This is a genomic window from Mesorhizobium sp. Cs1299R1N3, assembly GCF_037179625.1.
Classification (GTDB): domain Bacteria; phylum Pseudomonadota; class Alphaproteobacteria; order Rhizobiales; family Rhizobiaceae; genus Mesorhizobium; species Mesorhizobium salmacidum.
The window spans coordinates 101,578-128,097 of sequence record NZ_JAPYKQ010000012.1; the positions used below are offsets into that span (position 1 = coordinate 101,578).

A 26,520-nucleotide genomic window follows, 5' to 3' on the forward strand; every position below is an offset into this window, starting at 1 on the left:
TAAGGCTGCCTGCGGGAAGCGCCCGCCACACCGCCTGCGGGAAAAACCGCCAAAAAGACTACGGAGCCTATCTTGACCGATACGACAGCCACCAGCGTCGCGCCGCCTGCGACCGCCAGTCACGCTTCAGCCCAGGCGACGGCCTTCACCGTCATCCTGGCGGTGAGCCTCTGCCACTCCATCAACGACATCATGCAGTCGCTGCTATCGGCCATCTATCCGCTTCTGAAAGACAATTACGGCCTCGACTTCTGGCAGATCGGCCTGTTGACCTTCACCTTCCAGGTGACGGCATCCCTGCTGCAGCCGATCATCGGCGCGGTTACCGACAAGCGGCCGATGCCTTATTCGCTGCCCTGGGGCATGGCGTCTTCGCTGATCGGCCTGGTCGTGCTGGCCTATGCCGGGCACTACTATCTGCTGCTGATCGGCGCCTCGCTGATCGGCATCGGCTCGGCGATCTTCCATCCGGAGTCCTCGCGCATCGCCCGCTTCGCATCCGGCGGCCGGTTTGGCCTGGCGCAGTCGCTGTTCCAGGTCGGCGGCAATTTCGGCCAGTCCATGGGCCCATTGCTGGCCGCCTTCATCGTCGTGCCCTTCGGCCAGACCAGCATCGCCTGGTTCGCCGTCGGCTCGCTGATCGGCATCGTTATCTTGTGGCAGGTCGGCGGCTGGTACAGCCGCCTGCGCGCCGCGCAAGGCAATCGCAAGACGGCAAACTTCGTCTCGCCCTTCCCGCGCCGCAAGGTGATGTGGGCCTTGGCGGTGCTGACCTTGCTGGTGCTGACCAAGAACGCCTACATCGCCAGCCTGGCCAGCTACTACACCTTCTATTCCATCCATAAGTTCGGCGTTTCGGTGCAGATGTCGCAGGTCATGCTGTTCCTCTTCCTCGGCTCGTCGGCGCTGGGCATCCTGCTTGGCGGTCCGTTCGGCGACCGCTATGGACAAAAGGCGATGATCTGGTTCTCGATCGTCGGCGTCCTGCCCTTCACGCTGGCGCTGCCCTACGCCAACATGGAATGGACGATGGTGCTGACCGTGCTGATCGGCCTCATTCTGTCGTCGGCCTTCTCCAACATCGTCGTCTTCGCGCAGGAACTGGTGCCGGGCCGCGTCGGCATGATCGCCGGCATCTTCTTCGGCTTCGCCTTCGGCGTCGGCGGCATCGCGGCCGCCGTGCTTGGCGTCGTCGCCGACATGAAGGGCATCGATTTCGTCTTCCAGATCTGCTCCTACCTGCCGTTCCTGGGACTGCTGACGGTGTTCCTGCCCAACATGAAGGAAGCCCGCAAGGCGCAGGCAGCCGCATAAATCATCCGAGCTGTATCCAGGCAAAGGCACCCGCCATATGGCGGGTGCCTTTGCCATTCAGGCGGGAAGGATTCAGGCCTTGAAGAAGGCCAGCAGGTCGGCGTTGATGATTTCGGCGTGGGTCGTGGCCATGCCGTGCGGAAAGCCCTTGTAGACCTTGAGCTCGCCCTTCTTGAGCAGCTTGATGGCCAACAGCGCCGAGTCGGCAATGGGAACGATCTGGTCGTCGTCGCCATGCATGACCAGCACCGGCACGTCGATCTTCTTCAGGTCTTCGGTGAAGTCCGTCTCCGAGAAGGCCTTGATGCAGTCATAGTGCGCCTTGGTGCCACCCATCATGCCCTGGCGGTACCAGTTGTCGATCACACCCTGCGAAACCTGCGCATCCGGGCGATTGAAGCCGTAGAACGGGCCGGCGGGAACATCCATGTAAAGCTGCGCGCGGTTGGCGGCGACGCCGGAACGGAAGCCGTCGAAGACCTCGATGGGCAGGCCGCCGGGATTGGCTGGGGTCTTGAGCATGATCGGCGGCACCGCGCCGAGCAAGGCTGCCTTGGCAACACGGCCGCCCGTACCATACCGGGCGACATAGCGCGCCACCTCGCCGCCGCCGGTCGAATGGCCGACATGGATGGCATCCCTAAGGTCGAGATGCGCGACAAGTTCAGCCACATCGGCGGCATAGGTGTCCATCTCGTTGCCGATATCCGTCTGCGTCGACCGGCCGTGGCCGCGGCGGTCATGGGCGATGACGCGGTAGCCTTGTGACAGGAAGAACAGCATCTGGGCGTCCCAGTCGTCGCTGCTCAACGGCCAGCCGTGATGGAAGACGATGGGCTGGCCGGTTCCCCAGTCCTTGTAATAGATCTGCGTGCCGTCCTTGGTGGTGATCGTGCCGCTGCCTGAGCCTGATTTGGTCTGCGAGGTCATCTCAATCTCCGTTTTGATTAGTATCGCGATAAACGATATCGCGATATAGATATCGCTAGCGCAGCTCGACCGCCGTGTCTACAAAAAATATGTATCACGATATCGTTTTTCGTAGTACATATTTTAGGCGTTTAATCGGCAAAGGAATGCGTCGTGCCTCTCCCATTGGACAATCAGCTGTGCTTCACGCTCTACGCCACCAGCATGGCGATCAATCGCACCTACAAGCCGATGCTGGACGGGATGGGCATCACCTATCCGCAATATCTCGTGCTCAACGCGCTGGGCGAGGCCGACGGCATGTCGGTCGGCACGATCGCGCACAGGCTCGCTCTGGAATCGAGCACGGTCACGCCGCTGGTTAAGCGCATGGAACAATCCGGCCTGGTGACCCGCCGGCGCAGCCAGACCGACGAGCGCCAGGTACAGGTCGACCTGACATCAGCCGGCCGCAAGCTGCTCGTCCAGTGCAATTGCCTGAACGAGACCCTGGTTGAGCGCTCGGGCATGACGCTGGCCGAGCTCGACGCCCTGAACCGGCAGGTCCAGGCACTGCGCGATGCCTTGAGCGGCGACCGTTAACGACGGCCTTCCCACCTCCGCTTGCACGCCTGCCCGCCTTCCGCTATAGAGCCGCCACCCGCGTAGACACCCTTGGAGGCAACGCGGCGGAAGGCTGCCTTCCCCTTGTGATCCCGAACAAAGATCCGCTCGCTGCGGTTTCCGGCATTCGGGCATCGAGGTCTGGCGGCTTTCGACGTTTACGGCCTGGCACATCGCCAACCGTAGGCGCTCCATAACACGCGAAAGGAAAAGCCATGAGCCACGATACTTACGAGCTCAAGGCCGAAGCGCGCGAACAGGTCGGTAAGGGGTCCGCCCGTGCAGTTCGCCGCAACGGTAAAGTGCCTGCAGTAATCTACGGTGACAGACAGCCTCCCCTGGCGATCGCGCTCACCTACAAGGACATCTACTACAAGATCCATGGCGGCGGGTTCCTGACCACGGTCGCCACGATCGATGTCGACGGCAAGAAGATCCAGGTCCTGCCGAAGGACTTCCAGCTCGACCCGGTCAAGGATTTCCCTGTCCATGTCGACTTCCTGCGCATCGGCAAGGACACCGAAGTCAACGTCGACGTTCCCGTGCACTTCATCAATGAAGACAAGTCGCCCGGCATCAAGCGCGGCGGCGTGCTCAACATCGTGCGTCACGAAGTCGAGTTCCACTGCCCGGCCAATGCGATCCCGGAATTCATCACCGTCGATCTCACCGGTGCCGACATCGGCGATTCGATCCACATCTCGGCGGTCAAGCTGCCGGCCGGCGTCAAGCCGGTCATCTCCGACCGCGACTTCACCATCGCGACCGTTGCCGGTTCGTCGGCGATGAAGCCGGAGACGGAAGAGACGGTTGAGGTTGCGGCTCCCGAAGCGGCTCCCGCCGCCGAAGAGAAGTAACTCTTTTCACGCCCGGAGGCGACGATGCTTGTCTTTGCAGGCCTCGGCAATCCGGGCGCGAAATACGCTGAAAACCGGCACAATGTCGGCTTCATGGCGGCGGACGCTATCGCCCGCCGCCATTCCTTTTCGCCCTGGTCGAAGAAGTTCCAGGGCCTGATTTCCGAAGGTACGCTCGGCGGCGAAAAGATCATCCTGATCAAGCCGCAGACCTTCATGAACCTGTCCGGCCAATCCGTCGGCGAAGCGCTGCGCTTCTACAAGCTCGACCTTTCCGCCCTCACCGTCTTCTATGACGAGATCGATCTTGCCGAAGGCAAGCTGCGTATCAAGACCGGCGGCGGCGCCGGCGGCCACAACGGCATCCGCTCGATCGACGGCCATGTCGGCAACGCCTATCGGCGCGTGCGCATCGGCGTCGGCCATCCCGGCGTCAAGGAAATGGTCCAGCATCATGTGCTCGGCGATTTCGCCAAGGCCGACCGCGACTGGCTCGACCCGCTGCTCGACGCGATCGCCGACAATGCGGCGATGATCGTCAAGGGCGACGAGTCCGGCTTCATGAACAAGGCCGCCCTTGCCATCCAGGGTAAGGCGGGCGTCGAACCGGAAAAGCCGGCGCAGAAGCAGTCGAGCCCGAAACAGCAAAGCCCGAAACAGCAAAGCCATGTCCGCCAGGCCCGCCCCCAGCAGGCGCCCGCCAAACTGCCCGAGACCGGCCCGATGGCCGCCATGCTGAAGAAACTCTTCGGCAACAAGGACTGAAGCGTAGGCGCATGTGGCCTTACAGGGCTTGACGTTCCTAACCCCTATCGCCCATAGCCCTCATCAAATTTCGCTTTTTCCCGATAGGACCGGACAAAATGGGTTTCAAATGCGGCATCGTTGGCTTGCCCAATGTCGGCAAGTCGACGCTTTTCAACGCGCTGACGAGGACGGCCGCCGCGCAGGCCGCCAACTATCCCTTCTGCACCATAGAACCGAACACCGGCGAGGTGGCGGTGCCCGATCCGCGCCTGCAGAAGATCGCCGAGGTCGCCAAATCGAAGGAGATCATCCCGACGCGCATCTCCTTCGTCGACATTGCCGGCCTGGTGCGCGGCGCCTCCAAGGGCGAAGGGCTGGGCAACCAGTTCCTCGCCAACATCCGCGAGGTCGACGCCATCGTGCATGTGCTGCGCTGCTTCGAGGATGACGACATCACCCATGTCGAGGGCCGCATCGACCCTGTCGCCGACGCCGAGACGGTCGAGACCGAGCTGATGCTCGCCGACCACGACAGCATCGAGCGCCGCATCGTCCAGATCCGCAAGCGTGCGGGCAGCAAGGACAAGGAAGCGACGACCGTATTGCCGATGATGGAGGCGGCACTCGAGCTGCTGCAGGCCGGTAAGCCGACCCGCATCCTGCTCAAGGGAATTTCGGCGGAGGACCTGCGCATCCTGCAGGGCCTGAACCTCTTGACCTCGCATCCCGTGCTCTATGTCTGCAACGTCGCCGAGGTCGATGCCGCGACCGGCAACGAGCACACCAGGGCCGTGGAGAAGATGGCCACCGCGCAGGGCGCCGGCACCGTGGTGATCTCGGCTGCGATCGAGGCCGAAGTCGCCCAGCTCTCGGACGAGGAAGAGATGGAGTTCCTGTCCTCGCTTGGGCTCGACGAGCCTGGCCTGAACAAGGTCATCCGCGCCGGCTACGACCTGTTGCATCTGATCACCTATTTCACCGCCGGTCCGAAGGAAACGCGCGCCTGGACCATCCACAAGGGCGACAAGGCCCCACAGGCCGCCGGCGTCATCCACACCGACTTCGAACGCGGCTTCATCCGCGCCCAGACCATCGCCTTCAACGACTTCGTCACGCTGGGCGGCGAAGTGGCGGCCAAGGAAGCCGGCAAGGCACGCGACGAAGGCAAGGAATACGTCGTCCAAGACGGCGACGTCATGATGTTCAAGTTCAATACGTGAGGAGGTCGCTGTAGAACGACCCGCCCCTCGGTTGGACAGCACCATCCCTGCGGCACGGTTGTCGCGGGCTGCATTGCAGACGTTCCGTCTCCATGCCTCAATCAAGGTTGATCGGCACCGGTGAGACCCGCGCCCTGTTTATTTGCTATTCGCAAATTACCTAGTTGCACTATTTCAGCTTATAGATAACATGTGGTCGTGCCGCTGGCGATCAGATATACCCGTACCGCTTTGAAATCCCTGACGCGGATGCCTGCCAACACGGCTCGGCTGATCACTGCCAAAATCGAGCAATATGCAGCCGAACCGGCGAGCTTGGCGAACAATGTCAAACGGCTGAAAGGCCGCCCGGGCTTTAGGCTCAGGGTCGGAGATTACCGCATTATCTTCGATCAAGACGGCACGGTAATGGATATTCTGGAGGTCGGACCGCGCGGCAGCATCTACGAGGACTGAGGACATGAACAAGCCCACCATCATTACCACGCCGAACGGGGACCGTATGGCCATTCTGCCACTCGCCGATTACGAGAGCCTTGTTGAAGCGGCGGAAGACGCGGCCGACATTCAAACCTACGATCGGATCAAGCAAAAGATCGCTGCCGGCGAGGAAGAGCTTATCCCGGCCGCCGTCGTCAACCGCGTCCTGGACGGCGAGAATAAGGTCCGCGTCTGGCGCGAGCATCGCGGGATGTCGGCTCGCGACCTCGCTGAAAAGACAGAGATCAGCGCAGGCTATCTCTCGCAGATTGAGACGGGCACCCGCGACGGTACCTTCGACACGATCAAGCGCATCGCCGCCGCTCTCAATGTCTCGGTTGACGATCTCGCGTAGCGCCCGTTGCGAAAACGAAACCGGACCTGTCGTGCTCCATGCTCGTAGGCGATCGGGCCTGCCGCGGCTGGCTCTGACCGACGCCGCGGGCCCGATCGCGCCGGCTGGCTCAGCAGAAAGGGCTTGACCAAACCGCCCGCGGCCTGCATCCGGGTTTTCCGATCCAAAGGGATCGCGCATTCTAAAAACCGGATTTGCAGACCATGACCGGAAAGACATGGGCGTATGAGGACTTCGTCGAGGGGGCCAAGTTCGACCTCGGCACCAAACAGGTGAGCGCGGCCGAGATCATCGAGTTCGCCAGCGAGTTCGACGCCCAGCCGATGCATCTCGACGAGGAGGCCGGCAAGGCCAGCATCCTCGGTGGCCTCTCGGCTTCGGGTTGGCACACCTGCGCCATGTTCATGCGCATGCTGTGCGATGCCTTCTTGCTTGACTCCACCTGTCAGGGCGCGCCCGGCGTCGATCAGGTCAAATGGAAGAAGCCGGTGCTCGCCGGCGATACGCTGCGGGGCAACCTCGTGGTTCTGGCCAGACGCCTGTCGAAGTCGAAGCCGCGGCTCGGCTTCGTGACCATGCGCAGCGAACTCGTCAACCAGCGCGGCGAAAGCGTCTTCGAGCTCGAGAATTCCGTCATGTTCCTGACGCGCGATGCCGCAGGGAATGCGTCATGACACTGGATGAATTCTTCCGCATCGGCACGCCCGTCACACTCGGTTCGCACACTTTCGAACCCGAGGCGATCAAGGCGTTCGCCCGCAAATACGACCCGCAGATTTTTCATATCGACGAGGAGGCGGCGAGAAAGAGCGTGCTTGGCGGGCTCTGCGCTTCCGGCTGGCACACCGCGGCCACCTGGATGAAACTGAACCTGGAGACCCGCCTGGACGCCGAAGGCTGGGACGGCCCGGTACCCGAATTCGGCCCCTCGCCCGGATTCAAGAACCTGAAATGGCTGAAGCCGGTCTACGCCGGGCAAACCATCACCTTCACGCGCACGGCGCTTTCCCACCGCCCCATCGCGTCCCGCCCCGGCTGGCGGTTGCTGGCGCTGCTCTGCGAGGCCTCCGATTCGACCGGAGGCAAGGTGCTGGAGTTCGAAAGCGCGGTGCTGGTGAGGGTTGGGTGAGGCGTCTCTTCCTTCTCCCCTTGTGGGAGAAGGTGGATTGCCGCGCAGCGGCAAGACGGATGAGCGACTATCTGAGGTGTCAAGTTGCATTTGCGAACTCGCTTCGCGCATCGCGTGCTTTTGCATTGAGAATGACGAGCAGCTTTCTGGCGAGCGCGATGCGGATGACCATCTTTTCCTTTCCCGCGGCCTGCAACCTTTGCTGGAAAGCGGCCAGGTGCGGATCATATTTGGCAACGATGCTGGCAACGAGGAAGAGGACGCCTCGCGGTCCCGCACGACCACCGCGCACCGGTCTTCGGCCGCTGCGCTTGCCGCTGTCATTGGCGATCGGAGCCAGGCCGGCCAGCTTGGCAATGGCTCTGTTGGAGACGATGCCGATCTCGGGCAACTGCGCCATCAGCCGCGCCACGGTACGGGAGGCGACCCCCTTGAGCGAGCGAAAGGCCCGGTCAAGGCATGCCCACAGCGGATCGTCATCGATGAGCGAGGCGATCTCACCCTCGAGCCGGCGGCTCTGGCGTACCAGCAGCGCGATCACCTCATCGAGACTGGCGATGGTCTCGTTATCGGCGGCAGCGCTCTTGCGCTGCTTTTGGATGGTGAGATCACCTCCCACCTGGGAAAGCCGCCCAACCAACGCCTTGAGCCGCTGCTGAGCCGCGCATGGTGGCGGCATTGGCTTGAGCTGCTTGACCTGGCCATAGCGGGCGATCATGGCGGCATCGATCCTGTCGGTCTTCTCCAGGAAGCCCATTGCTTCGGCGAAGTAGCGCACACTGCGGGCATTGGCCATGCCGCAGCATACCCCCAATTCCCACAACAGCAGGAAGGCCAGCCGTTCGTAGCCGCCACTGGCCTCCATGACGACAAGTTCGACATCGTGGCCCTGGCACCAGCCGGCCAGGTCGGCGATGCCTGCCGCATCGTTGGCGAAACGGCTAGCCGCCCCGCTCGGCTCGACATGGGCATCGAGCCATCCTTTCGAAACATCCACTCCACATATGATCGTGTTCACGGTAACCTGCCTTGTGCGTGCGATTGGAGCCAAGCGACTATTCGGTCGTGCGTGACGAAGGCGAAGATCCCAGGCTCATCCACGGTTGTAACCGGAGGGGTGTCGGGCGACTTCGCCAAGCCTCGAATCGGATGGCCATCCGGTTCGAGGCTCAGTCGCTTCCATCGCACAAAGTTTCCTCCGTGCAGATACAATGGGTGTTCCAGCGGAGTGAGGCCTTGGCGTTCCCTGGAACACCCCTCATCCGACCTCGCTTCGCGAGGCCACCTTCTCCCACAGGGGGAGAAGGAAGAAATGCTCAATGGCCCTCGAAGCCGATCAGCGTCCGCACCGGCACGCCGAGCGCTTCGAGCTTCGCGCGCCCGCCCAGATCCGGCAGGTCGATGACAAAGCAGGCGGCGAGAATATCCGCCCCGATCTGGCGCAGCAGCTTGACCGCCGCTTCCGCCGTGCCGCCGGTGGCGATCAGATCGTCGACCAGGATCACCTTCTCGCCGGGCGCGACGCCGTCCTTGTGCATTTCCATCTCGTCCAGCCCGTATTCCAGGCTGTAGGCGACGCGCACGGTCTCATAAGGCAGCTTGCCCTTCTTGCGGATCGGTACGAAGCCGGCCGAGAGCTGGTGGGCGACGGCGCCGCCCAGGATGAAGCCGCGCGCTTCGATGCCGGCGATCTTGTCGATCTTCTGCCCGGCATAGGGATGCACCAGCTCGTCGATGGCGCGGCGGAAAGCGCGTGCATTGCCGAGCAGCGTGGTGATGTCGCGAAACAGGATGCCGGGCCTGGGATAGTCCGGGATGGTGCGGATCGACGCCAGCAGCGTGTCTTCGAGCGAGGATTTCATGAAGCGGCTCCGGATGATCCAGCTGACAGAAGCGAAACGGCGCGGGGGCCGATCGTAACCCGGCGCGACCGACAACGGCTAGCGCGATGTGACGGTCGAGACAAGCGCGTCCGGCAAAGGATTTGGCAGCAACGCCAGGCGATTTCCTTGCCGTGGGCGCAGGCCCTGGCCGACACGAAAAGGGGCGCCCGAAGGCGCCCCGCTCGAACAGATGGCAATCGGCCAGTCCTACATGCCGAGATCGGAACGAAGCTCCGCCCTGGCCACGTCGTACTCGGTCTTGAAGTCATCGCGGTTGAGCAGGACCGCGGCGATGACGCTGCCGGAAATCTTTCCCATCTCGACGTCGGACGGATAGTGGATGCCGCCGACGATACGGTTATGGGCGAACTCGGCCGCGCGCGCCATGATCTGGGCACGCCTTTCCGGAACCATGTCAGACAGGATGATGCCCATCATCGTGCCGACGGTCGCATGGCCCGACGGCCATGAACCGGAGCTCGACAGCTTCACCACCGGCTTCACGAGGTCACTGAGCTGGTGCGGACGCGGGCGCTTCCAGACGTCCTTCGCCGGATCGACGACGGCGCCTTCGGTCTCCACCACGCGATCGAAGAAGGCGCTGAATTTCGGCAGCTTGTCCTTGTTGAAATTCGGTCCCATGACGTCGGCGAAACGCCAGACGTTTTCCTCGGCATCGGCGATGGCGCGGGCTTCCATTTCAGGTGTGCGCGTGACTTGCATGGTCAGCACCTCGCCAAGCTCGGCCTTGGTCTCGGCCGAATCATTTGCTGGCGGCGGCGGCAGGATCATCGTCAGGTCGACGTCCTTGTTGGTGATGAAGGGCTTTGCGTCTTCGGCGCGGGCCGTGGAACCAACGACGAGCAGCAGCAGGCCTGCCGCTAGCGATGCGTATCTTTTCATGGGCGTGATCCTTTGATGAGAGCGCCGCAGGATCGCGATGTGTGGTGACGGCTATGTGACACCGCCGAGACGTGGCGGCGCAATCCACCCCAAAAGCAGAAAAGGGCGCCTCGCGGCGCCCTTTTCTTGAATTTCAGACTGCGGCATCGCTCAATGCGCGACGGCTTCCCACACCTTGCGCTTCGTCATGTAGACCAGGGCGCCGAACAGAAGCAGGAACACCAGCACGCGGAAGCCCATCTTCTTGCGGTCTTCCATGTGCGGCTCGGCCGCCCATGTCAGGAAGGCAGCCACGTCGCGGGAATACTGGTCGATGGTCTGCGGCGAGCCGTCGTCATAGGTCACCTGGCCGTCGGAGAGCGGCTTGGGCATCTTCAGCGACACGGCGGACATGAAATACGGGTTGTAGTGCGTGCCTTCCGGGATGACCATTCCGGCCGGGGGCGTCTGGTCATAGCCGGTCAGCAGCGAATGGATGTAGTCGGGACCACCGGCATCATACTGGGTGAAGATGTCGAAGACGAACTGGGGAAAGCCGCGCTCGACGCCGCGCGCCTTTGCCAGCAGCGACATGTCCGGCGGCGCCGCGCCGCCATTGGAGGCAGCGGCGGCTTCCTCATTGGCGAACGGCGCCGGGAAATGATCGGACGGCTTGCCGGGACGGTCGAACATGTCGCCGGCATCGTTGGGGCCGTCGTGGACGGTGTATTCGGCTGACAGCGTCTTGATCTGCGCGTCGCTATAGCCGAGGTCCGACAGCGTGCGGAACGCCACCAGGTTCATCGAATGGCAGGCCGAGCAAACTTCCTTGTAGACCTTCAGGCCGCGCTGCAGCTGCGCCTTGTCATAGGTGCCTAACGGGCCGGTGAAGCTCCAGCTCATTTCCTTCGGCTCGTTGATCGGGAAATGCGTCGGTGCCGCCGCGTTGTGGGCTTCTTCGGCCGCGAACGCCCAAGTGCCTGCTACTCCGGTGCCGGCGGCCACAAGGCCGATCAGCGCCAGCGAGGTGAGAATCTTCTTCATGCCAAATCCCCTTAGATTCTCTACCGCTCAGCCCTTGGTCTCAGGTGCTGCGGTGGCGCCCACCGGATGTCCGCTGCCACCCTTGTTCTTTTCGAGCACCGCCTCGGTGATCGAGTTCGGCAGCCTGCGCGGTGTCTCGATCAGGCCAAGAACCGGCAGGATGATGAGGAAGAAGGCGAAGTAGAACAGCGTCGCCATCTGCGCCATGAACACATAGCTGCCTTCCGCCGGCTGCGAGCCCAGCCAGCCCAGCAGGACGGCATCGGCCACGAACAGCCAGAAGAACAGCTTGTACCAGGGCCGGTAGACCGCCGAGCGCACCTTGGACGTGTCGAGCCACGGCACCAGGAACAGCATGACGATGGCGCCGAACATGCACAGCACGCCGCCGAGCTTGGAATTGATCGGCCCGACATTGAAGGTGATGGCGCGCAGGATCGCGTAGAACGGCAGGAAGTACCATTCCGGGACGATATGGGCCGGGGTCTTCAGCGGGTTGGCGACCGTGTAGTTGTCCGGATGGCCGAGATAGTTCGGCAGGTAGAAGACGAAATAGGCGAAGACGAACAGGAACACGATCATGCCGAACGCGTCCTTGATGGTCGCGTAGGGGGTGAAGGCGACGGTGTCGGTCTTCGATTTGACCTCGATGCCGGTCGGGTTCGACTGGCCGACGACGTGCAGCGCCCAGACGTGCAGCACCACGACGCCGGCGATCATGAACGGCAGCAGGTAATGCAGCGCGAAGAAGCGGTTCAGCGTCGGATTGTCGACGGCGAAGCCGCCGAGCAGCAGCTGCTGGATCCAGTCGCCGACCAGCGGAATGGCGCTGAAGAAGCCGGTGATGACGGTGGCGCCCCAGAAGCTCATCTGCCCCCATGGCAGCACATAGCCCATGAAGCCGGTCGCCATCATCAGGAGGTAGATGATGCAGCCGAGGATCCACAGAAGCTCGCGCGGCGCCTTGTAGGAGCCGTAATAAAGACCGCGGAAGATGTGCAGGTAGACGGCGATGAAGAAGAACGAGGCGCCGTTGGCATGCATGTAGCGCAACAGCCATCCCGAATTCACGTCGCGCATGATCTTCTCGACCGAACCGAAGGCGAGATTGGTGTCGGCCGTATAGTGCATGGCCAGCACGATGCCGGTCAGGATCTGCGCCACCAGCATGATCGCCAGGATGCCGCCGAAGGTCCACATATAGTTCAGGTTGCGCGGCACCGGATAGGCGATGAAGCTGTCATAGACCATCCTGGGCAGCGGCATGCGGGCGTCGAACCAGCGTTCGATACCGGTCTTCGGCGTATAGGTCGAGTGTCCCTCGCTCATCGAAATATCCCCTGCCTCAACCGATAAGGAGTTTGGTGTCGGAAACGAACTTGAATACCGGAATCGCCATGTTCTCCGGCGCCGGGCCTTTGCGGATGCGGCCGGCAGTGTCGTATTGCGAGCCATGGCACGGGCAGAACCAGCCGCCGAAATCGCCTTCCTGGCCGAGCGGAATGCAGCCCAGATGGGTGCAGACCTGAACCATCACCATCCAGGCTTCCTTGCCGGGCGTGGTGCGGTTGGCGTCGGTCGCCGGCGCATCGGACGGCAAATTGGCGTTGCGCGCGATCGGATCCTTGAGATCGGAGAGGCTGACGGCCTCGCCGTCCTTCATTTCCTTCTCGGTGCGGTTGCGCACCACGACCGGCTTGCCGCGCCACTTGACGATCAGCGAGCTACCAGGCGTCAGCGAGGAGACATCGACCTCGACCGAAGCGAGCGCCAGTGTCGAGGCGTCGGGGCGCATCTGGTCGATGAACGGCCAGGCGACGGCACCGGCGCCAACCACGGCGGCCATGCCGGTGGCGACGTAGAGAAAATCTCGACGGTTGGGATCGTGGATGTCGGTTGCGCTCACGGGTGCCTGATCCTTTCGCCTCTTCCGCGCCGGTGGCCGAGCCTTGTCCCCGCTCAATCACGCCAACCCGACAGCGCATGGCGAACAGGCTAGCGAATTCCTCCGGCATTTGGACTTCGGTTTATGCGTGAAGCCCGTTTTTGTCCAGACGGGTGAAGGCACAAGGGCAGATTGTCGCGGGGACGAAATACCCTGTCGCCGGGCGGGACGGCCAGGCGCAGCGAAAGGCAGTTAAACAACCGGGAAACAACCGCAAATCCGATGCCTGGCTTCGCCTCGACACGGAGCATCGGCGTGATCTATCCTTGGCCGCATGGCGCATGTCATCGATCGCGAGGAATGGGCTGTTCGTTCCAACCACTGGAAGGGCGAACTGCAATGCGGCGCCTACGGCTCGAACTCCTGCCTGATCTTCAACTACCTGCCCGACGTCGGCGGCGGCCCGCGGCTGCACGCCCATCCCTATGCGGAGATCTTCATCATCCGCCAGGGTACCGCCTTGTTCACGGTCGGCGACCAGGAAATCGAGGCCACCGCTGGTCAGATCGTCATCGTGCCGCCGCACACGGCGCACAAATTCACCAATCTCGGCCCGGGTCCGCTGGAAACGACCGACATCCACGAGAACGGCAGCTTCATAACCGAATGGCTGGAGTAATTCCTGCATAACCCTGGCGGCTTCCCGGTCGGCGCCTAGATCTATGGCATGGGAGCCAACCGGAAAGCCGCCAGGGCCAGGACATGCAAACCTCGACCATCGAAATCGAAGGGCTGAGCATTGCCCTGCGCGAGGCAGGCCCTGCCGGAGCACCGGCTTTCCTCCTGTTGCACGGATGGCCGCAAAGCTCCTACGCCTTCGAGCGGGTGATCGGCCGGTTGGCGGCGGACTACCGGGTCGTCGCCCCTGACCTGCCCTGCATCGGCGGCTCGCAAGGCCTGCCCGGGGCTGGCGACAAGAGAACCCTGGCGAGACTGATGAGAGGCGTCGCGGAGACTTGCGGACTACGCCAGCTCGTGGCCGCCGGCCACGATGTCGGCGGCCAGATCGTGTTTGCCTTGTTGAGAGACCATCCGGACATCCTTTCCGGCGCGGCGATCATGGACGTCGTCATTCCAGGCATCGCGCCGTGGGAGAAGGTCGTTCGCGATCCGCGGATCTGGCACTTCGCCTTCCATGCCGTCCCTGCCTTGCCGGAAACGCTGGTCAGCGGCCATCAGAGCGCTTATTTCGACTTCTTCTTCAATGTGCTTTCGAAGGATCGAGCCTCGATCCCTGACGACGCCAGGGAAATCTACGCCAAGGCCTATTCACGGCCGGAAAGCCTCCAGGCGGGGTTCGACTGGTATCGTGCCTTTCCCGAGGATGCCAAGGTCAATGCCGCGCGGCCCGCGAAACCGATTGCGGTTCCGGTGCTGTATCTGAGGGGTGCGGCCGAGTCCGGCGCCATCGGCGACTATGTCGATGGCCTGCGCGCAGCCGGGCTCTCAAATGTCGAGGGCGACATCATAGCCGGCAGCGGACACTTCGTTGCCGATGAAAATCCCGAAGCGCTTGCCGCCCGCCTGGCGCGCTTCCACAGGGAAATCAGCGCGGCAAGCTCCAACTCTACATGGCGCCAAGCCTGACCAGCACGGCTTTCGGGATGTTGTATTCGCGGATCACGGCGTCATGCTTGCGAAAGCCGCACAATTCGCGCTGGATGAAATAGCCATGCACCGCGGAGGCGGCCTCCTTGAGCAGACGGGGGCGCAACTTGTCGTCGCCATTGTCGCGCAACCGAGCCAAGGTTTCTTCCACGCGCCGTCCCGCGCGACCGAGTGCCGCCGCCTTCTCGGCGAGGATTTCATGGCCAAGGGCGTCGAAGGCCGCGTCGGCGGCCGACGCGCCGGCAAGATGAGATGGCGGACGCAAGGACATTTCAGTTCCCCTTCCCGAGCACCATGCGGTGGGTGACGAATTCTTCGCCTTCCACGCGCTGAAAACCAAGCCGTTCATAAAAACCGAAGGCTTCCGGCGGCGCGCGGGTGTTCAACACAGCGAAATATTGGCCGGCCTGGCCGATCACGGTCTCGACCAGCATGCGGCCAAGGCCGTTGCGGCGGTGGCGCGCACTGACAAACAGGTGCCGGACCCGGCCCTGGTCCCTGCCCTCGAAATAGGGATCGATGTTCAGCCCGCACACGCCGGCGAGTTCCCGGCCATGCCACATCCCGAACAGTCCCTCGCCCCGCTTCAGGAACTTGTTGCGGCCGCTTGCCCAGCCATCGCCCAGGCGCACCAGCATCCAGTAGCCTTCCAGCCGGCTCTCTTCCTTCAACGCGTCGAAGGCCGCCACGGTTGGTCGCAAACGCTTGAGGACATAGCCGACCTCTGGGCCGATCTCTGGGCCGATCTCTGGGCCGATCTGCGGGCCTCCCTCTGGCGATCCACCCATGCGCCTACTCCGCCGGCCGCGTCTCTTCCAGCACGCTTTCCTCGTGATAGAGGAAGCCGCCGGACTGGCGCTTCCACAGCCGGGCATAGAGCCCGTCGAGCGCCACCAGTTCGTCATGCGTGCCTTGCTCGACGATGCGGCCGCCGTCGAGTACCACGAGGCGATCCAAGGCCGCGATCGTCGACAGCCGGTGCGCGATGGCGATCACGGTCTTGTTCTCCATCAGCCGCGTCAGATTCTCCTGGATCGCCGCCTCGATGTCGGAATCGAGCGCCGACGTCGCCTCGTCGAGAATCAGGATCGGCGCATCCTTGAGGAAGACGCGGGCGATCGCCACGCGCTGGCGCTGGCCGCCCGACAGTTTGACGCCGCGCTCGCCGACGAAGGCCTCGTAGCCCTGGCGATCCCTGTTGTCGCGCAAGGTCAGGATGAATTCATGAGCCTCGGCCTTCCTGGCCGCCGCGATCACCTGCGCGTCGGTCGCATCGGGCATGCCGAGCTTGATGTTGTCGCGCAGCGACCGATGGAACAGAGCGGTGTCCTGGCTGACGACGCCGATATTGGCGCGCAGCGAATTCTGCGTCACACCGGAGACGTCCTGGCCGTCGATGGTGATCCGGCCGCTTTCGAGATCGTAGAGGCGCAGGATCAGGTTGGCCAGCGTCGTCTTGCCGGCGCCCGATGGCCCGACCAGCCCGACCTTCTCGCCCGGCTTGACGACAAGGTCGATGCCGTTCAGCACGCCAAACCCCTTGCCGTAATGGAATTCGACATTCTTCACGTCGATGCGTCCGCCCGTCACCACCAGCTCTTTCGCGCCCGGTGCGTCGGTCAGGCCGAGCGGCTGCGAGATCAGCGCCTTGGAGTTCTCCAGCACGCCAAGGTTTCGCAAGATACCGTTCATCTGCATCATCAGCCGGCCGAGCAGCATGTTGAGGCGCAGCACCAGCGACAGCGTGAAGGCGACGGCGCCGACGGTGATCGAGCCCTCGACCCAGAGATAGACGGCAAAGCAGCCGATCGCCGTGATCATGATGCCCGACAGCGTCGTCAACGCCATGCGCACGCCGGTCAACCGGCGGGTGAAGGGACGCAATGCGTCGAGATAGATGTCGAAGCCGTTCCTGATGTAGCGGTCGTCTCCGTCGGCCGCGAACAGTTTCAGTGTCTGTACATTGGAATAGGAATCGACGATGCGGCCATTGATCATCGAGCCCGCCTCGGCCGTCGCTTCGGCGTGCTTGCGGATAGCCGGCAGATAGCGCTTGGCCAGAAATCCGAAGGCGGTGATCCAGATCACCACCAGCACCGCGAGCCTGAGGTCGAGCCCCGCGACCAGCGCCAGCGTCGTCACCGTATAGACGATCATGAACCAGACGACCTCGATGAAGCTTTCCATCAGGTCGCCGGTCGCCTGCCCGGCCTGCCAGACTTTCGTCGCGATCCGGCCGGCGAAATCGTTCTGGAAGAAGGCATAGGACTGGCGCGAGACGTGCCGGTGCGCCTGCCAGCGCACCAGATTGTAGAAGCCGGGCGTGATCGTCTGTTCGTCGACCAGCGCCGACAGCCCGACGACCACGGTGCGGATGACCAGCACCACCGCGACCATGAACATAAGTTCGGGGCCGGCGGCGGTCCACAGCGCGTGCCAGCTCCGCTCGCCGGGCAACTGGTCGAGAATATCGACCAGCCGTCCGACGAAATAGAACAGGCCGGCCTCGACCAGCGGCGCGATGCCGCCGATGACCAGCATGGCGAAGAAGGCGAACTTCGCCTGCCCGACATAGTGCCGGAGGAAGCCGGCGACGCTGGCCGGTGGCCGAAGATTCGCCGGCTCCCTGAACGGGTAGACCCAGGTCTCGAACCAGCGGTAGACGGCTGTCATCATGCGGCGGCCATCATTCTGCGGCTTGCCCCTTCACAACTGCGTCGTTGGCGGCGTCGACCGGGCCGTCTTCGAGCAGGAATCCACCCGACTGGCGCTGCCAGAGCTGCGCGTAGAGCCCGCCTCCGGCGATCAGTTCCTCGTGCGAACCCTCCTCGATGACGCGGCCCTGGTCCATCACGACGAGCCTGTCCATCGCCGCGATGGTCGACAGCCGGTGCGCGATGGCGATGACGGTCTTGCCCTGCATAAGCCTGTAGAGATTCTCCTGGATGGCGGCTTCCGCCTCGGAATCGAGCGCCGACGTCGCCTCGTCAAGGATAAGTATGGGCGCGTCCTTCAACATAACGCGAGCAATGGCGATGCGTTGCCGCTGGCCGCCGGACAGTTTGACGCCACGGTCGCCGACATAGGCATCGAAGCCCTGGCGGCCGCTATGGTCCGAAAGCGCCGATATGAAATCCAGCGCCTCTGCCCGCCGCGCTGCCTCGACAAGCATGTCGTCTCTGGCATCGGGCCGGCCATAAAGGATGTTCTCGCGCACCGAACGATGCAGCAGCGAGGTGTCCTGTGTGACCATGCCGATCTGGGCGCGCAGCGAATCCTGCTTCACGCCGGCGATCTCCTGGCCGTCGATCAGGATCCGGCCGGACTCCAAATCGTAGAAGCGCAAGAGGAGATTGACCAGCGTCGACTTGCCGGCACCCGAGCGTCCGACAATGCCGACCTTTTCGCCCGGCTTCACCGTCAGCGACAGGTTTTCGATGACGCCCTTCTGCTTGCCGTAGTGGAAGCGGATGTCCTCGAAGCGGATATCGCCTTTGGAAACGCTGATCTCCTTGGCATCCGGCCTGTCCTCGACGAGGCGCGGCAGCGAGATGGAGGCAATGCCGTCCTGCACCGTGCCGATATTCTCGAACAGGCCCGACATTTCCCACATGATCCACTGCGACATGCCCCACATCCGGAGCACCAGGCCGATGACCACTGCAACCGCGCCAATCGTCACCGCTTGCCCCATCCACAGCCACAGCGAGATGGCGGTGACCGAGAACAGCAGCAGCGCGTTCAGTATGTAGAGCGAGCCGAACAGCACCGTCACCAGCCGCATCGACCGGTAGACCGTGTCGAGGAAGCCCATCATGCCTTCCCTGGCGAAGGCGGCCTCGCGGCGCGAATGGGAAAACAGCTTGACCGTCTGGATGTTGGTGTAGCTGTCGACGACGCGGCCGGTCATGGTCGAGCGCGCATTGGCCTGCTCCTCGCCGACCTTGCCCAGGCGCGGGATGAAAAAGCGCAGCAACAGGATGTAGCCGACCAGCCAGACGCCGAGCGGCGCCGCCAGCCGCCAGTCGGCCGAACCGACGATCAACAGCATGCCGAGGAAATAGACGATGACGTAGTTCAGGACGTCGATCACCTTGATGACGCATTCGCGCACGGCGAGCGCGGTCTGCATCAGCTTGGTGGCGATGCGGCCGGCGAATTCGTCCTGATAGAAGCTCATCGATTGCTTGAGCAGGTAGCGATGCACCTGCCAACGGATGCGCATGGGATAGTTGCCCATCAGCGTCTGCTGGTTGAGCAGCGAATGCAGCCAAACCGTGCCGGGCAGCGCAAACAAGACGATGAAGGCCATGCCGGCGAGCTTCCAGCCCTCCGTCTGCAGGAAGGTCTCGCGGTTCTGCCCCGACAGCCAGTCGACAATGCGGCCGAGGAAGCCGAACATCCACACTTCCGCGATGGCGATGGCCGCCACCAGTACCGCATCGACAAGGATATGGGGCCATGCCCCGCGCGTATAATGCAGGCAGAAGGCAACCAGCGTCTTGGGCGGCTCGACCGGTTCCGCGGCCGGGAACGGATCGAGCCTTCTTTCAAACCAGCTAAACAACAACATAGGGCATGCCTGTAAAATCTGTTTTCCGCTTACGCGGCTTGGCGACGTACAAAGTCCTCGGACCGCATGGCGTCGAGGGCCGACGCTCCGGAATCATCCGGAGCGTCGGCCCTGCTTCGCGCTATATAGGGGCTCGCCGGCTTTTCGCCGACAGGCACCTTTGTCGATCCTGACGACACGGTGCCACCACTCCGGTTCTTCGCGCCCGGCCGGATCAGCCGGACGATCCGGCGCACCAGCGACGGCCGGCTCGGATCGGGAACCGCGTGCGAGAAATCGACATCCGGCAGCATGCCGCGATGCGGACGCCGGCGCACTTCGGCATGAACCGCCGACGAATAGGTCTCGCCGATCAGCAGCGCCCAGGTCGGCAGCCGGTGGACATGCAGGCTCCTCGAGCCCGGTATTCTGTAGGGATCGAACATCGGTCCGTCCTCCGTGTGAAAATAGAGATGAAAAGGATGATCGACATCGTGCCGCGGGATCGGCGGCGGATCAGTCGGGACGCGTTGGGACGGGCCATCGGCCCCTTCGGCAGCTTGAAAAACATCGCAGGATTCCTTCGAAGACCAGGGTATGGTTTCGGCGGAAATCGGTGCGGAAGTGTCTAAAAGATCAGGAGAAACGTCGTACCGAAACCGCCAGGGCGCAAGTAAGCCCACGGGTGGGGCGCTGGATGTGCATGGCCATCATGAATTACCCCTCCATCGGTTCGGGTTGACAATGCTGGTCGTATACTCGACTTCGCAGAAAATGGCCACCCGCAGGTCCAGGAATTTCCAAAACCGCGAAGCAGCTGTGGCCGATCTGCCACTTATTAGAAGGACGCGAAAGTGAACCGTGGTCTCCGCATCGCGCTCTACCAGCCTGACATCGCCGGCAATACCGGGACAATCCTGCGCTTCGCCGCGTGTCTCGGGCTTGGCGTCGACATTATCGAGCCGGTCGGCTTTCCGCTCTCCGACAAGGCGCTCAGGCGCGCCGGCATGGACTACCTCGAAATGGCTGCCCTGACCCGGCATGTCGACTGGCACGCCTTCGAGGAGTGGCGCAAGGCGCGCGCGGATCGGCTGGTGCTGCTGTCGACCAAGGCTACGACCCCCTACACCGACTTCAGCTTCACCGGCCGCGACATCCTCCTGTTTGGCCGCGAATCCGCGGGCGTGCCGGATCCAGTCCATCAGGCGGCGGATGTTCGGCTGACCATCCCGATGCGGCCCACCGCGCGCAGCCTCAACGTCGCCCTTTCCGTGGCCATGGTGGTGGGCGAAGCCATCCGGCAGCTCGGCTAGGGGACCGGCGGCAGCGCGGTCCGCGGTGATTTTTGCCCAGGCGCACATCCGCCTTCTCCTTCGTTTGCACATCCAGGCTTTCTTGGCTACAAGCTCAACTTAACTTGAGGTCAAGAGGAAAATCGAGAGATGGCACCAGCGCTGGAATTGACGGTCGGCCAGGTGGCCGCGCGCAGCGGTGTGGCGGTGTCGGCGCTGCATTTCTATGAAGCCCGCGGGCTGATCCGCAGCCACCGCACGTCAGGCAACCAGCGCCGCTACGGCCGCGACGTGCTGCGCCGGGTGGCGATCATCAAGGTGGCGCAGGAGGTCGGCATCTCGCTGGCCGAGATCGGTGAGGCATTGGCATCCCTGCCCGAGGGCCGGACGCCGACACGCGACGACTGGAACCTTTTGTCGACAGCCTGGCGCGACGGGCTCGATCACAAGATCGCCCAGTTGAAGAAACTGCGCGACGGGCTGACCGACTGCATCGGCTGCGGCTGCATGTCGATCGACAAATGTCCGCTGCGCAACAAGGAGGATCGGCTGGCCCGGGAGGGAACTGGCGCGCGGCGGCTGGTTCTTCCTTCTTCCCGTGCACGGGGAGAAGGTGCCTGAAAGGCGGATGAGGGGCAGCGCCAGCACTCGAAGGTTCGCGCCGCCCCTCACCTGCCTACCGGCATCCTCTCCCCGCAAACGGGGCGAGGAAATCCTAATCCGCCGCCGGCAGCCGTCTTATCGTAAACTCGATCAAATCCCCCGGGCGCTCGAACCAGCTTTCGATCTCGGTCCAGTAGGCCTGCTTGGGGAAGCGTTCGAACCATTCCTTGGCCTTGAGGCGGGCATCCGAGCGCGGCAGGACGAAGGTCTCGCGCAGGAAACCGTCGCGCGGCATGCGCGCGCGCTCGGCCCGGCTTTGGTCGAGCCTTTTCTTCAGTCCATCCAGCGGCGGTCTTGCCGGGGTGCGCACGAAACAACTCCTTGCACCTGGCGCATGACCCCGAAATCGGAATCGAGGTTCGGAAAGGATCATGCGCGAAACCAAAGTGACTTGACCCTGTCCCTTAAGAGATTAGGGATCGCGCCCGGAAAAGACGAGTCTTTTGTCGACTCACCGCCCCGCAACCGGAGACGGCACTTGGAACGACCTGAAATACCGGCGGGGCTGCCCGCCGACATCGAAGAGAAGAAGATGAAGGCCCGGCTTTGGTTCGAGGCGCTGCGCGAGCGCATCTGCGCCACCTTCGAGCAGATCGAGCAGGATCTCGGCGGGCCGCTGGCTTCGTGGTCGCCGGGCCGTTTCGAAAAAACGCCGTGGGAGCGCGATCAGGGCAAGGGCGGCGGCGGCACCATGTCGATGATGCATGGCCGTGTCTTCGAGAAGGTCGGCGTCCACACTTCGACCGTTTATGGCGAGTTCTCGCCCGAATTCAGGAAGCAGATGCCTGGCGCCGAGGAAGACCCGCGTTTCTGGGCATCGGGCATTTCGCTGATCGCGCACCCGTGGAACCCGAACGTTCCGGCCGTGCACATGAACACGCGCATGGTCGTCACATCCAGGCATTGGTTCGGCGGCGGCGCCGACCTGACGCCGGTGCTCGACCGCCGCCGCACGCAGGATGATCCCGACACGACAGCCTTCCACCGTGCCATGCAGTTCGCTTGCGAGAAGAACGCCGGCGTCGCCGACTTTCCGAAGTTCAAGGCCTGGTGCGACGAGTACTTTTTCCTGCCGCACCGCAATGAGCCGCGCGGCACCGGCGGCATCTTCTTCGACTGGCTGCATTCGGCGGAGGAGAAGGGCGGCTGGAACGCCGATTTCAATTTTGTCCAGGACGTCGGACGTTCGTTCCTCGTCGTCTACAGCCATTTGGTGCGCGCCAACTTCAACGAGAACTGGACCGATGGCGACCGCGACGAACAGCTCATCCGCCGCGGCCGCTATGTCGAATTCAACCTTCTTCACGATCGTGGCACCATCTTCGGGCTGAAGACCGGCGGCAATGTCGCCTCGATCCTGTCCAGCCTGCCGCCGGAGGTGCGCTGGCCGTAACAAGATGGTGAGCGCGACGTGAAGCCGCATTGATGTCCCATTTGTCGAAAATGGGCGCGGAATGTGACGCCAGGAATATCTTTTTCGTCTAATATCCATCTGAAAAAATTGGGTTATTTGTCGCATTTGGGTCGGGAAGCGCCGGTGGTTTGCCTGAGGGCAATTCCAGGAAATGCAACCGCTTTCCCTTCGGAATTGCGTCGGAACAAGGCGGGCCGCGACTCGACGCGACCGGACGGCCCAAAGACGATGCGGATCATCTTCGTGAAAAAGGATGCCCGCTCTTCCAGGAGTATCAGCATGAGAAAGATCATTGTTTCCGCCGCCGCCGCCGCCCTTCTTGCTTCCGGTTCGGTGGCGTTCGCCGCCGTCAAGCATACCACCGGAACGGTCAAGACCTTCGATACGGCGTCCAAGAGCCTGGTTCTCGACAATGGATCGTCTTTTACGCTTCCCGAGACTTTCAAGGATCCTGGCCTGAAGGTCGGCGAGAAGGTCAGAATTTCGTGGGACATGAGCGGCAAGAACAAGGTTGCCGAGGCAGTCAAGATCGTGAAGTGATGGCCTGCCCGCAGGGCTAGCGTAAAGAGGGCGGAGCAGCGCTGCTCCGCCTTTTCACCGTTGACCGCAACCAATACCACCCCATCTGTGTTATGGTCTTCACCCTGCCCGTGGTCCGGTTCCGAGGCCGCACAGCGGGCCAAGAAGATGCGGAGCTCCGGCCTGTCCCTGCAGGGCAGTCGATCCGGCTCCATGGAGGAAGAGGAGAAATCCCATGAAGCAGTTCCACTGCGGATCGCTGGTTCCCGGCTGCGACTGGCACACCCGTGCCGACGAGGAAGCCGAGGTCATGCGCCGTGCCGTCGAGCATATGCGCGAAACGCATGGCGAGACGATCATCCGCGAGACGATGATCGAGGCTATCCGCTCCCGAATTGAGAAGGCCCGCGACGCGGCCTGACTCGTCTCAGCTTTCAAGGGCCAGCGCGGCGCGTTCGAGCAGCGCGTCGCGATCAGGCGCAAATCCCGCTTCGATCCATTCCGCCTCGATGTTTTTCAGGATTTCGCCGAGCTTCGGCCCTGGCGTTGCGCCGAGCGCGGTCAGATCGGCGCCACGTAGCGGAAATTCGGGCCTTTCCCATTTGAGCGCAAAGGCAAGCAAGCGCGAAAAGCCGCCCGCTTGAAGCAATGCATTATTGTCCTCGACAGCGCGCACCCGCGCCGCGGCAAGCGCAAGCCGCAAGCGATCGACAAACCCTTGCCGGTCGCCGCGATAGAGTTTTTTCGCCAGTTCGCCCTCGGTCGTCTTCGGCTCGATGGCCGTGGAGAGCGCCCAGTGGAGCATGCGGTCGGCTTCGGCGGTCGAGAGCCTGAGCCGCTCGGCCAGCGTCTTCATGCGCGCTGCATCCGGCGGCACGATTGCCTCCAGCCGCAGCATCGGATCCACCGCCCAACTCAGGTCCTTCTCGGCCTTGGTCAACCCGTGGATCGCATCGATGCCCCATTTCTCGCTTTCCGACAGCGCGGCGGTCAGGACACCGGCCTGCCGCATCCAGAGCAGCGCCCGCGAAGGATCGGGCGCCGACAAGAGCTTCTTCAGTTCGGACCAGATGCGTTCCGCCGAGAGCTGGCCGAGGCCCTCCTTCAGCCGGGCGCAGGCCTTCAGTCCCTCGGCGTCCGGCCGGCCATCGCCATACCAGGCAAAGAAACGGAAGAAGCGCAGGATGCGCAGATAATCCTCGCGGATGCGCGCCTCCGGATCGCCGATGAAGCGCAGCCGGCGCGCCTCGATGTCGGCAATGCCGCCGACAAGGTCGACAATCCTGCCGTCGGCCTCCGCGTAGAGCGCGTTGATGGTGAAGTCGCGCCGCTCGGCGTCGAGCTTCCAGTCGCGCCCGAACGACACCTTGGCGCGGCGGCCATCGGTCTCGACATCGGCGCGCAAGGTGGTGATTTCGTAGGGTTTGCCACCGGCGACCACAGTGATGGTGCCGTGCTCGATGCCGGTCGGCACCGCCTTGAAGCCTTCCGCCACGGCGCGGCGAATGGTTTCCCGCGGGAGGCAAGAAGTGGCGATGTCGATGTCGGTGACATGCTGGCCCATCAGCACGTTGCGCACGGCGCCGCCGGCGATGCGCGCCTCCTCACCGCCTTCGGTGAGCGCGCCAAGCAGGCGCTGCAAATGCTTGTCGGAGAGCCAGTCGGCCCTGCCCGCGATCGAAACACTCACGCATAGAGCCTTTCATAGAGCGTGCGGATGATGCCAGCGGTGACGCCCCAGATACGCCGGTCGCCATAGGGCATGTCGTAGAAGAACCATTCGAGATCGTTCCACATGCGGCTGTCGCGCTTGTGATTGGCGGCGTCCATCAGGAAGCGCAGCGGCACTTCGAAGGCGGCATCGACCTCGTCGACATTCAGAGCCAATTGGAAACCCGGCCGCACGATGCCGAGCACCGGCGCGATGCGATAGCCGCTGCCGGCGACGTAATCGGGCATGCGGCCGATGATCTCGATGCGATCCGGGGCAAGGCCGATTTCCTCGAAGGTCTCGCGCAGCGCCGCCGCCTCCGGGCTCGCGTCGGTCCCATCGATCGTGCCGCCCGGGAAAGCCACTTGGCCGGAATGGTTGCGCAGCTTCTCGGCCCGTTTGGTCAGGAGAACCGTCGCCTCGCCATCATGGTCGACCACCGGGATCAGCACCGCCGCGTTGCGGAGCGGCTTGCCCGGATTGAGGCGCGGGTGGCCGGGATTGAAGCGGTGATCGCCATAGTCGTCGCCGGCATGCGCGTCCGGCTGCGCGGCAAAGCGCGCGCGAAAATCCGCCGATGAGAACGGTGCCGGCGACACCTGGTCCATCATGCGCTCAACCGCTCCAACTGATCCGCCGGCATGATCGGAAACACGGCGTTCTTCGAGCGCACCGAAAACATCGTCCTGCCGTCGATCTTGATCTCCTCGCCGTGCCCGACCAGTTCGTACATGACCGGCCGCGCCACCAGCGCCTCCAGCCTGCCGCGCACCAGCAGATAGGGCTTCAAACCGCCGGTCTCGTTCTCGTCGACGAAGCGCAGCGGTCGTTCCGGTCCGGCCTCGACCACGTCGCCGACATTGGTGCGGAAGGTGATGACCTGATCCTCGCCTTCGCCCGAAACATCCATTTCGACGGCGATGAACGGCGCATCGGCGACGCGGATGCCGACCTTTTCCACCGGCGTCACCAGATAGGTCCTGCCGTCGGCATCCTTGCGCAGCACGGACGAGAAAAGCTGTACCAGCGGCATGCGGCCGATCGGCGTGCCCAGGTAGAACCAGGTGCCGTCGGCCTTGATCTCCATGTCGAGATCGCCGCAAAAGTCGGGATTCCAGCGCTCGACCGGCGCCGCGCCCTTGCCGGCACGGGCCGCGCGCGAGATCAGCGCCTCGAGGCCTCGAGCCTCGGTGGCCTGCGTAAGGCTTTGTTGGCGATGTTCGTGGTGTTCCGTCATCGTCACGAAATAGTCACTGTTGTTCCGCTTGTCAGCCTAAGTCTGTGATTTAAGTTCAACCATAGGCGCTCCGCGAGCCCGAATCGCGGCAGTCTATGGTATGGTGCGGACCAGTATTTCCAAACCATGGCATTC

General features: G+C 63.0%; 32 protein-coding genes. 16 read left to right on the forward strand and 16 right to left on the reverse strand.

All coding sequences use genetic code 11. The features are described from left to right. The first annotated feature begins 72 nt into the window (after positions 1 to 72). Positions 73 to 1,314: an MFS transporter gene (locus O7B34_RS23175; protein WP_337148281.1), complete on the forward strand. Its 1,242-nt coding sequence runs from the start codon at positions 73 to 75 to the stop codon at positions 1,312 to 1,314. Positions 1,315 to 1,386: 72 nt separating this feature from the next. Here the strand turns inward: O7B34_RS23175 and O7B34_RS23180 are convergent, their stop codons facing one another. Continuing rightward, on the reverse strand, positions 1,387 to 2,244 hold the full coding sequence (locus O7B34_RS23180; protein ID WP_337148282.1) for an alpha/beta fold hydrolase: 858 nt from the start codon (positions 2,242 to 2,244) through the stop codon (positions 1,387 to 1,389). Positions 2,245 to 2,397: 153 nt separating this feature from the next. On the opposite strand from O7B34_RS23180, the gene O7B34_RS23185 reads away from it, so the two are divergent. The 8 genes from O7B34_RS23185 to O7B34_RS23220 all read left to right on the forward strand — a co-directional run bounded on the left by O7B34_RS23185 (position 2,398) and on the right by O7B34_RS23220 (position 7,635). Further along, complete coding sequence (locus tag O7B34_RS23185; RefSeq protein ID WP_027143358.1) at positions 2,398 to 2,826, forward strand: MarR family winged helix-turn-helix transcriptional regulator; 429 nt, start codon at positions 2,398 to 2,400, stop codon at positions 2,824 to 2,826. A gap of 236 nt (positions 2,827 to 3,062) precedes the next feature. Further along, positions 3,063 to 3,704 carry a 50S ribosomal protein L25/general stress protein Ctc gene (locus O7B34_RS23190; protein WP_027143359.1) on the forward strand — a complete coding sequence of 214 codons (642 nt, stop codon included), beginning with the start codon at positions 3,063 to 3,065 and terminating at the stop codon, positions 3,702 to 3,704. A 24-nt stretch (positions 3,705 to 3,728) separates the two neighbouring features. Continuing rightward, entirely contained in the window at positions 3,729 to 4,469 is a 741-nt protein-coding gene (gene pth / locus O7B34_RS23195; protein ID WP_337148283.1) for an aminoacyl-tRNA hydrolase, read from the forward strand. A gap of 98 nt (positions 4,470 to 4,567) precedes the next feature. Then, positions 4,568 to 5,671 carry a redox-regulated ATPase YchF gene (gene ychF, locus O7B34_RS23200; RefSeq protein WP_337148285.1) on the forward strand — a complete coding sequence of 368 codons (1,104 nt, stop codon included), beginning with the start codon at positions 4,568 to 4,570 and terminating at the stop codon, positions 5,669 to 5,671. A gap of 192 nt (positions 5,672 to 5,863) precedes the next feature. Then, on the forward strand, positions 5,864 to 6,127 hold the full coding sequence (locus tag O7B34_RS23205; RefSeq protein ID WP_337148286.1) for a type II toxin-antitoxin system RelE family toxin: 264 nt from the start codon (positions 5,864 to 5,866) through the stop codon (positions 6,125 to 6,127). Between the two features lie 4 nt (positions 6,128 to 6,131). Next, positions 6,132 to 6,506: a helix-turn-helix transcriptional regulator gene (locus O7B34_RS23210; protein WP_337148287.1), complete on the forward strand. Its 375-nt coding sequence runs from the start codon at positions 6,132 to 6,134 to the stop codon at positions 6,504 to 6,506. Positions 6,507 to 6,709: 203 nt separating this feature from the next. Then, complete coding sequence (locus tag O7B34_RS23215; RefSeq protein WP_337148288.1) at positions 6,710 to 7,180, forward strand: MaoC family dehydratase; 471 nt, start codon at positions 6,710 to 6,712, stop codon at positions 7,178 to 7,180. After that, entirely contained in the window at positions 7,177 to 7,635 is a 459-nt protein-coding gene (locus O7B34_RS23220) for a MaoC family dehydratase (protein ID WP_337148289.1), read from the forward strand. The genes O7B34_RS23215 and O7B34_RS23220 overlap by 4 nt, the downstream gene beginning before the upstream one ends. Before the next feature lie 79 nt (positions 7,636 to 7,714). On the opposite strand, the gene O7B34_RS23225 is transcribed toward O7B34_RS23220, so the two are convergent. The 6 genes from O7B34_RS23225 to petA all read right to left on the reverse strand — a co-directional run bounded on the left by O7B34_RS23225 (position 7,715) and on the right by petA (position 13,350). Then, the gene (locus tag O7B34_RS23225) at positions 7,715 to 8,653 is read right to left on the reverse strand and encodes an IS110 family transposase (RefSeq protein WP_337109573.1); all 939 of its coding nucleotides are present in this window, start codon (positions 8,651 to 8,653) and stop codon (positions 7,715 to 7,717) included. 298 nt (positions 8,654 to 8,951) lie between these two features. After that, entirely contained in the window at positions 8,952 to 9,497 is a 546-nt protein-coding gene (locus tag O7B34_RS23230) for an adenine phosphoribosyltransferase (protein ID WP_027143364.1), read from the reverse strand. 228 nt (positions 9,498 to 9,725) lie between these two features. After that, entirely contained in the window at positions 9,726 to 10,421 is a 696-nt protein-coding gene (locus O7B34_RS23235) for an acid phosphatase (RefSeq protein WP_337148290.1), read from the reverse strand. A 150-nt stretch (positions 10,422 to 10,571) separates the two neighbouring features. Further along, entirely contained in the window at positions 10,572 to 11,444 is an 873-nt protein-coding gene (locus O7B34_RS23240; RefSeq protein WP_337148292.1) for a cytochrome c1, read from the reverse strand. Between the two features lie 27 nt (positions 11,445 to 11,471). After that, positions 11,472 to 12,773 (reverse strand): cytochrome b, encoded by a 1,302-nt coding sequence (locus O7B34_RS23245; RefSeq protein WP_027143367.1) that lies wholly within the window; start codon positions 12,771 to 12,773, stop codon positions 11,472 to 11,474. Positions 12,774 to 12,789: 16 nt separating this feature from the next. Then, on the reverse strand, positions 12,790 to 13,350 hold the full coding sequence (petA, locus tag O7B34_RS23250) for a ubiquinol-cytochrome c reductase iron-sulfur subunit (protein ID WP_015316073.1): 561 nt from the start codon (positions 13,348 to 13,350) through the stop codon (positions 12,790 to 12,792). Positions 13,351 to 13,663: 313 nt separating this feature from the next. On the opposite strand from petA, the gene O7B34_RS23255 reads away from it, so the two are divergent. After that, entirely contained in the window at positions 13,664 to 14,008 is a 345-nt protein-coding gene (locus tag O7B34_RS23255) for a cupin domain-containing protein (RefSeq protein ID WP_337148293.1), read from the forward strand. An 83-nt stretch (positions 14,009 to 14,091) separates the two neighbouring features. Further along, entirely contained in the window at positions 14,092 to 14,976 is an 885-nt protein-coding gene (locus O7B34_RS23260; RefSeq protein WP_337148294.1) for an alpha/beta fold hydrolase, read from the forward strand. Here O7B34_RS23260 and O7B34_RS23265 read toward each other — a convergent pair. The 5 genes from O7B34_RS23265 to O7B34_RS23285 are packed head-to-tail and all read right to left on the reverse strand — an operon-like array spanning position 14,957 to position 19,995. After that, positions 14,957 to 15,268 (reverse strand): DUF6665 family protein, encoded by a 312-nt coding sequence (locus O7B34_RS23265; RefSeq protein ID WP_337148296.1) that lies wholly within the window; start codon positions 15,266 to 15,268, stop codon positions 14,957 to 14,959. The two genes, O7B34_RS23260 and O7B34_RS23265, sit on opposite strands and share 20 nt — an antisense overlap. A gap of 1 nt (position 15,269) precedes the next feature. Next, positions 15,270 to 15,785, reverse strand: a complete 516-nt coding sequence (locus O7B34_RS23270) for a GNAT family N-acetyltransferase (RefSeq protein WP_337148297.1) — start codon at positions 15,783 to 15,785, stop codon at positions 15,270 to 15,272. A 4-nt stretch (positions 15,786 to 15,789) separates the two neighbouring features. Continuing rightward, positions 15,790 to 17,673 carry an ABC transporter ATP-binding protein gene (locus tag O7B34_RS23275; RefSeq protein ID WP_337148298.1) on the reverse strand — a complete coding sequence of 628 codons (1,884 nt, stop codon included), beginning with the start codon at positions 17,671 to 17,673 and terminating at the stop codon, positions 15,790 to 15,792. A 10-nt stretch (positions 17,674 to 17,683) separates the two neighbouring features. Further along, a complete protein-coding gene (locus O7B34_RS23280; protein ID WP_337148299.1) occupies positions 17,684 to 19,570 on the reverse strand; it encodes an ABC transporter ATP-binding protein in 1,887 nt (628 codons plus the stop codon). A 29-nt stretch (positions 19,571 to 19,599) separates the two neighbouring features. Continuing rightward, entirely contained in the window at positions 19,600 to 19,995 is a 396-nt protein-coding gene (locus O7B34_RS23285; RefSeq protein WP_337148300.1) for a hypothetical protein, read from the reverse strand. A 408-nt stretch (positions 19,996 to 20,403) separates the two neighbouring features. On the opposite strand from O7B34_RS23285, the gene O7B34_RS23290 reads away from it, so the two are divergent. Both O7B34_RS23290 and soxR read left to right on the forward strand, forming a co-directional pair. Next, the gene (locus O7B34_RS23290) at positions 20,404 to 20,862 is read left to right on the forward strand and encodes a tRNA (cytidine(34)-2'-O)-methyltransferase (protein WP_337148301.1); all 459 of its coding nucleotides are present in this window, start codon (positions 20,404 to 20,406) and stop codon (positions 20,860 to 20,862) included. 129 nt (positions 20,863 to 20,991) lie between these two features. After that, positions 20,992 to 21,462 carry a redox-sensitive transcriptional activator SoxR gene (gene soxR / locus O7B34_RS23295; protein WP_337139735.1) on the forward strand — a complete coding sequence of 157 codons (471 nt, stop codon included), beginning with the start codon at positions 20,992 to 20,994 and terminating at the stop codon, positions 21,460 to 21,462. A gap of 94 nt (positions 21,463 to 21,556) precedes the next feature. On the opposite strand, the gene O7B34_RS23300 is transcribed toward soxR, so the two are convergent. Next, positions 21,557 to 21,814: a hypothetical protein gene (locus O7B34_RS23300; RefSeq protein ID WP_023770299.1), complete on the reverse strand. Its 258-nt coding sequence runs from the start codon at positions 21,812 to 21,814 to the stop codon at positions 21,557 to 21,559. 168 nt (positions 21,815 to 21,982) lie between these two features. Between O7B34_RS23300 and hemF the strand changes: the two genes are divergently transcribed. The 3 genes from hemF (at position 21,983) to O7B34_RS23315 (ending at position 23,858) form a co-directional block, all read left to right on the forward strand. Then, entirely contained in the window at positions 21,983 to 22,897 is a 915-nt protein-coding gene (gene hemF / locus O7B34_RS23305) for an oxygen-dependent coproporphyrinogen oxidase (protein ID WP_337148302.1), read from the forward strand. Between the two features lie 300 nt (positions 22,898 to 23,197). Next, on the forward strand, positions 23,198 to 23,458 hold the full coding sequence (locus tag O7B34_RS23310; RefSeq protein ID WP_337130839.1) for a DUF1344 domain-containing protein: 261 nt from the start codon (positions 23,198 to 23,200) through the stop codon (positions 23,456 to 23,458). Between the two features lie 214 nt (positions 23,459 to 23,672). Continuing rightward, entirely contained in the window at positions 23,673 to 23,858 is a 186-nt protein-coding gene (locus tag O7B34_RS23315; protein WP_027143380.1) for a DUF1059 domain-containing protein, read from the forward strand. 6 nt (positions 23,859 to 23,864) lie between these two features. Here O7B34_RS23315 and O7B34_RS23320 read toward each other — a convergent pair whose 3' ends face one another. The 3 genes from O7B34_RS23320 to O7B34_RS23330 are packed head-to-tail and all read right to left on the reverse strand — an operon-like array spanning position 23,865 to position 26,385. Then, entirely contained in the window at positions 23,865 to 25,127 is a 1,263-nt protein-coding gene (locus O7B34_RS23320; protein WP_337148303.1) for a CCA tRNA nucleotidyltransferase, read from the reverse strand. Then, the gene (locus tag O7B34_RS23325) at positions 25,124 to 25,756 is read right to left on the reverse strand and encodes a CoA pyrophosphatase (RefSeq protein ID WP_337148326.1); all 633 of its coding nucleotides are present in this window, start codon (positions 25,754 to 25,756) and stop codon (positions 25,124 to 25,126) included. Before O7B34_RS23325 ends, O7B34_RS23320 begins: the two co-directional genes overlap by 4 nt. Beyond that, on the reverse strand, positions 25,756 to 26,385 hold the full coding sequence (locus tag O7B34_RS23330; RefSeq protein ID WP_337148327.1) for a DUF1285 domain-containing protein: 630 nt from the start codon (positions 26,383 to 26,385) through the stop codon (positions 25,756 to 25,758). Before O7B34_RS23330 ends, O7B34_RS23325 begins: the two co-directional genes overlap by 1 nt. Between the last annotated feature and the right edge of the window lie 135 nt (positions 26,386 to 26,520).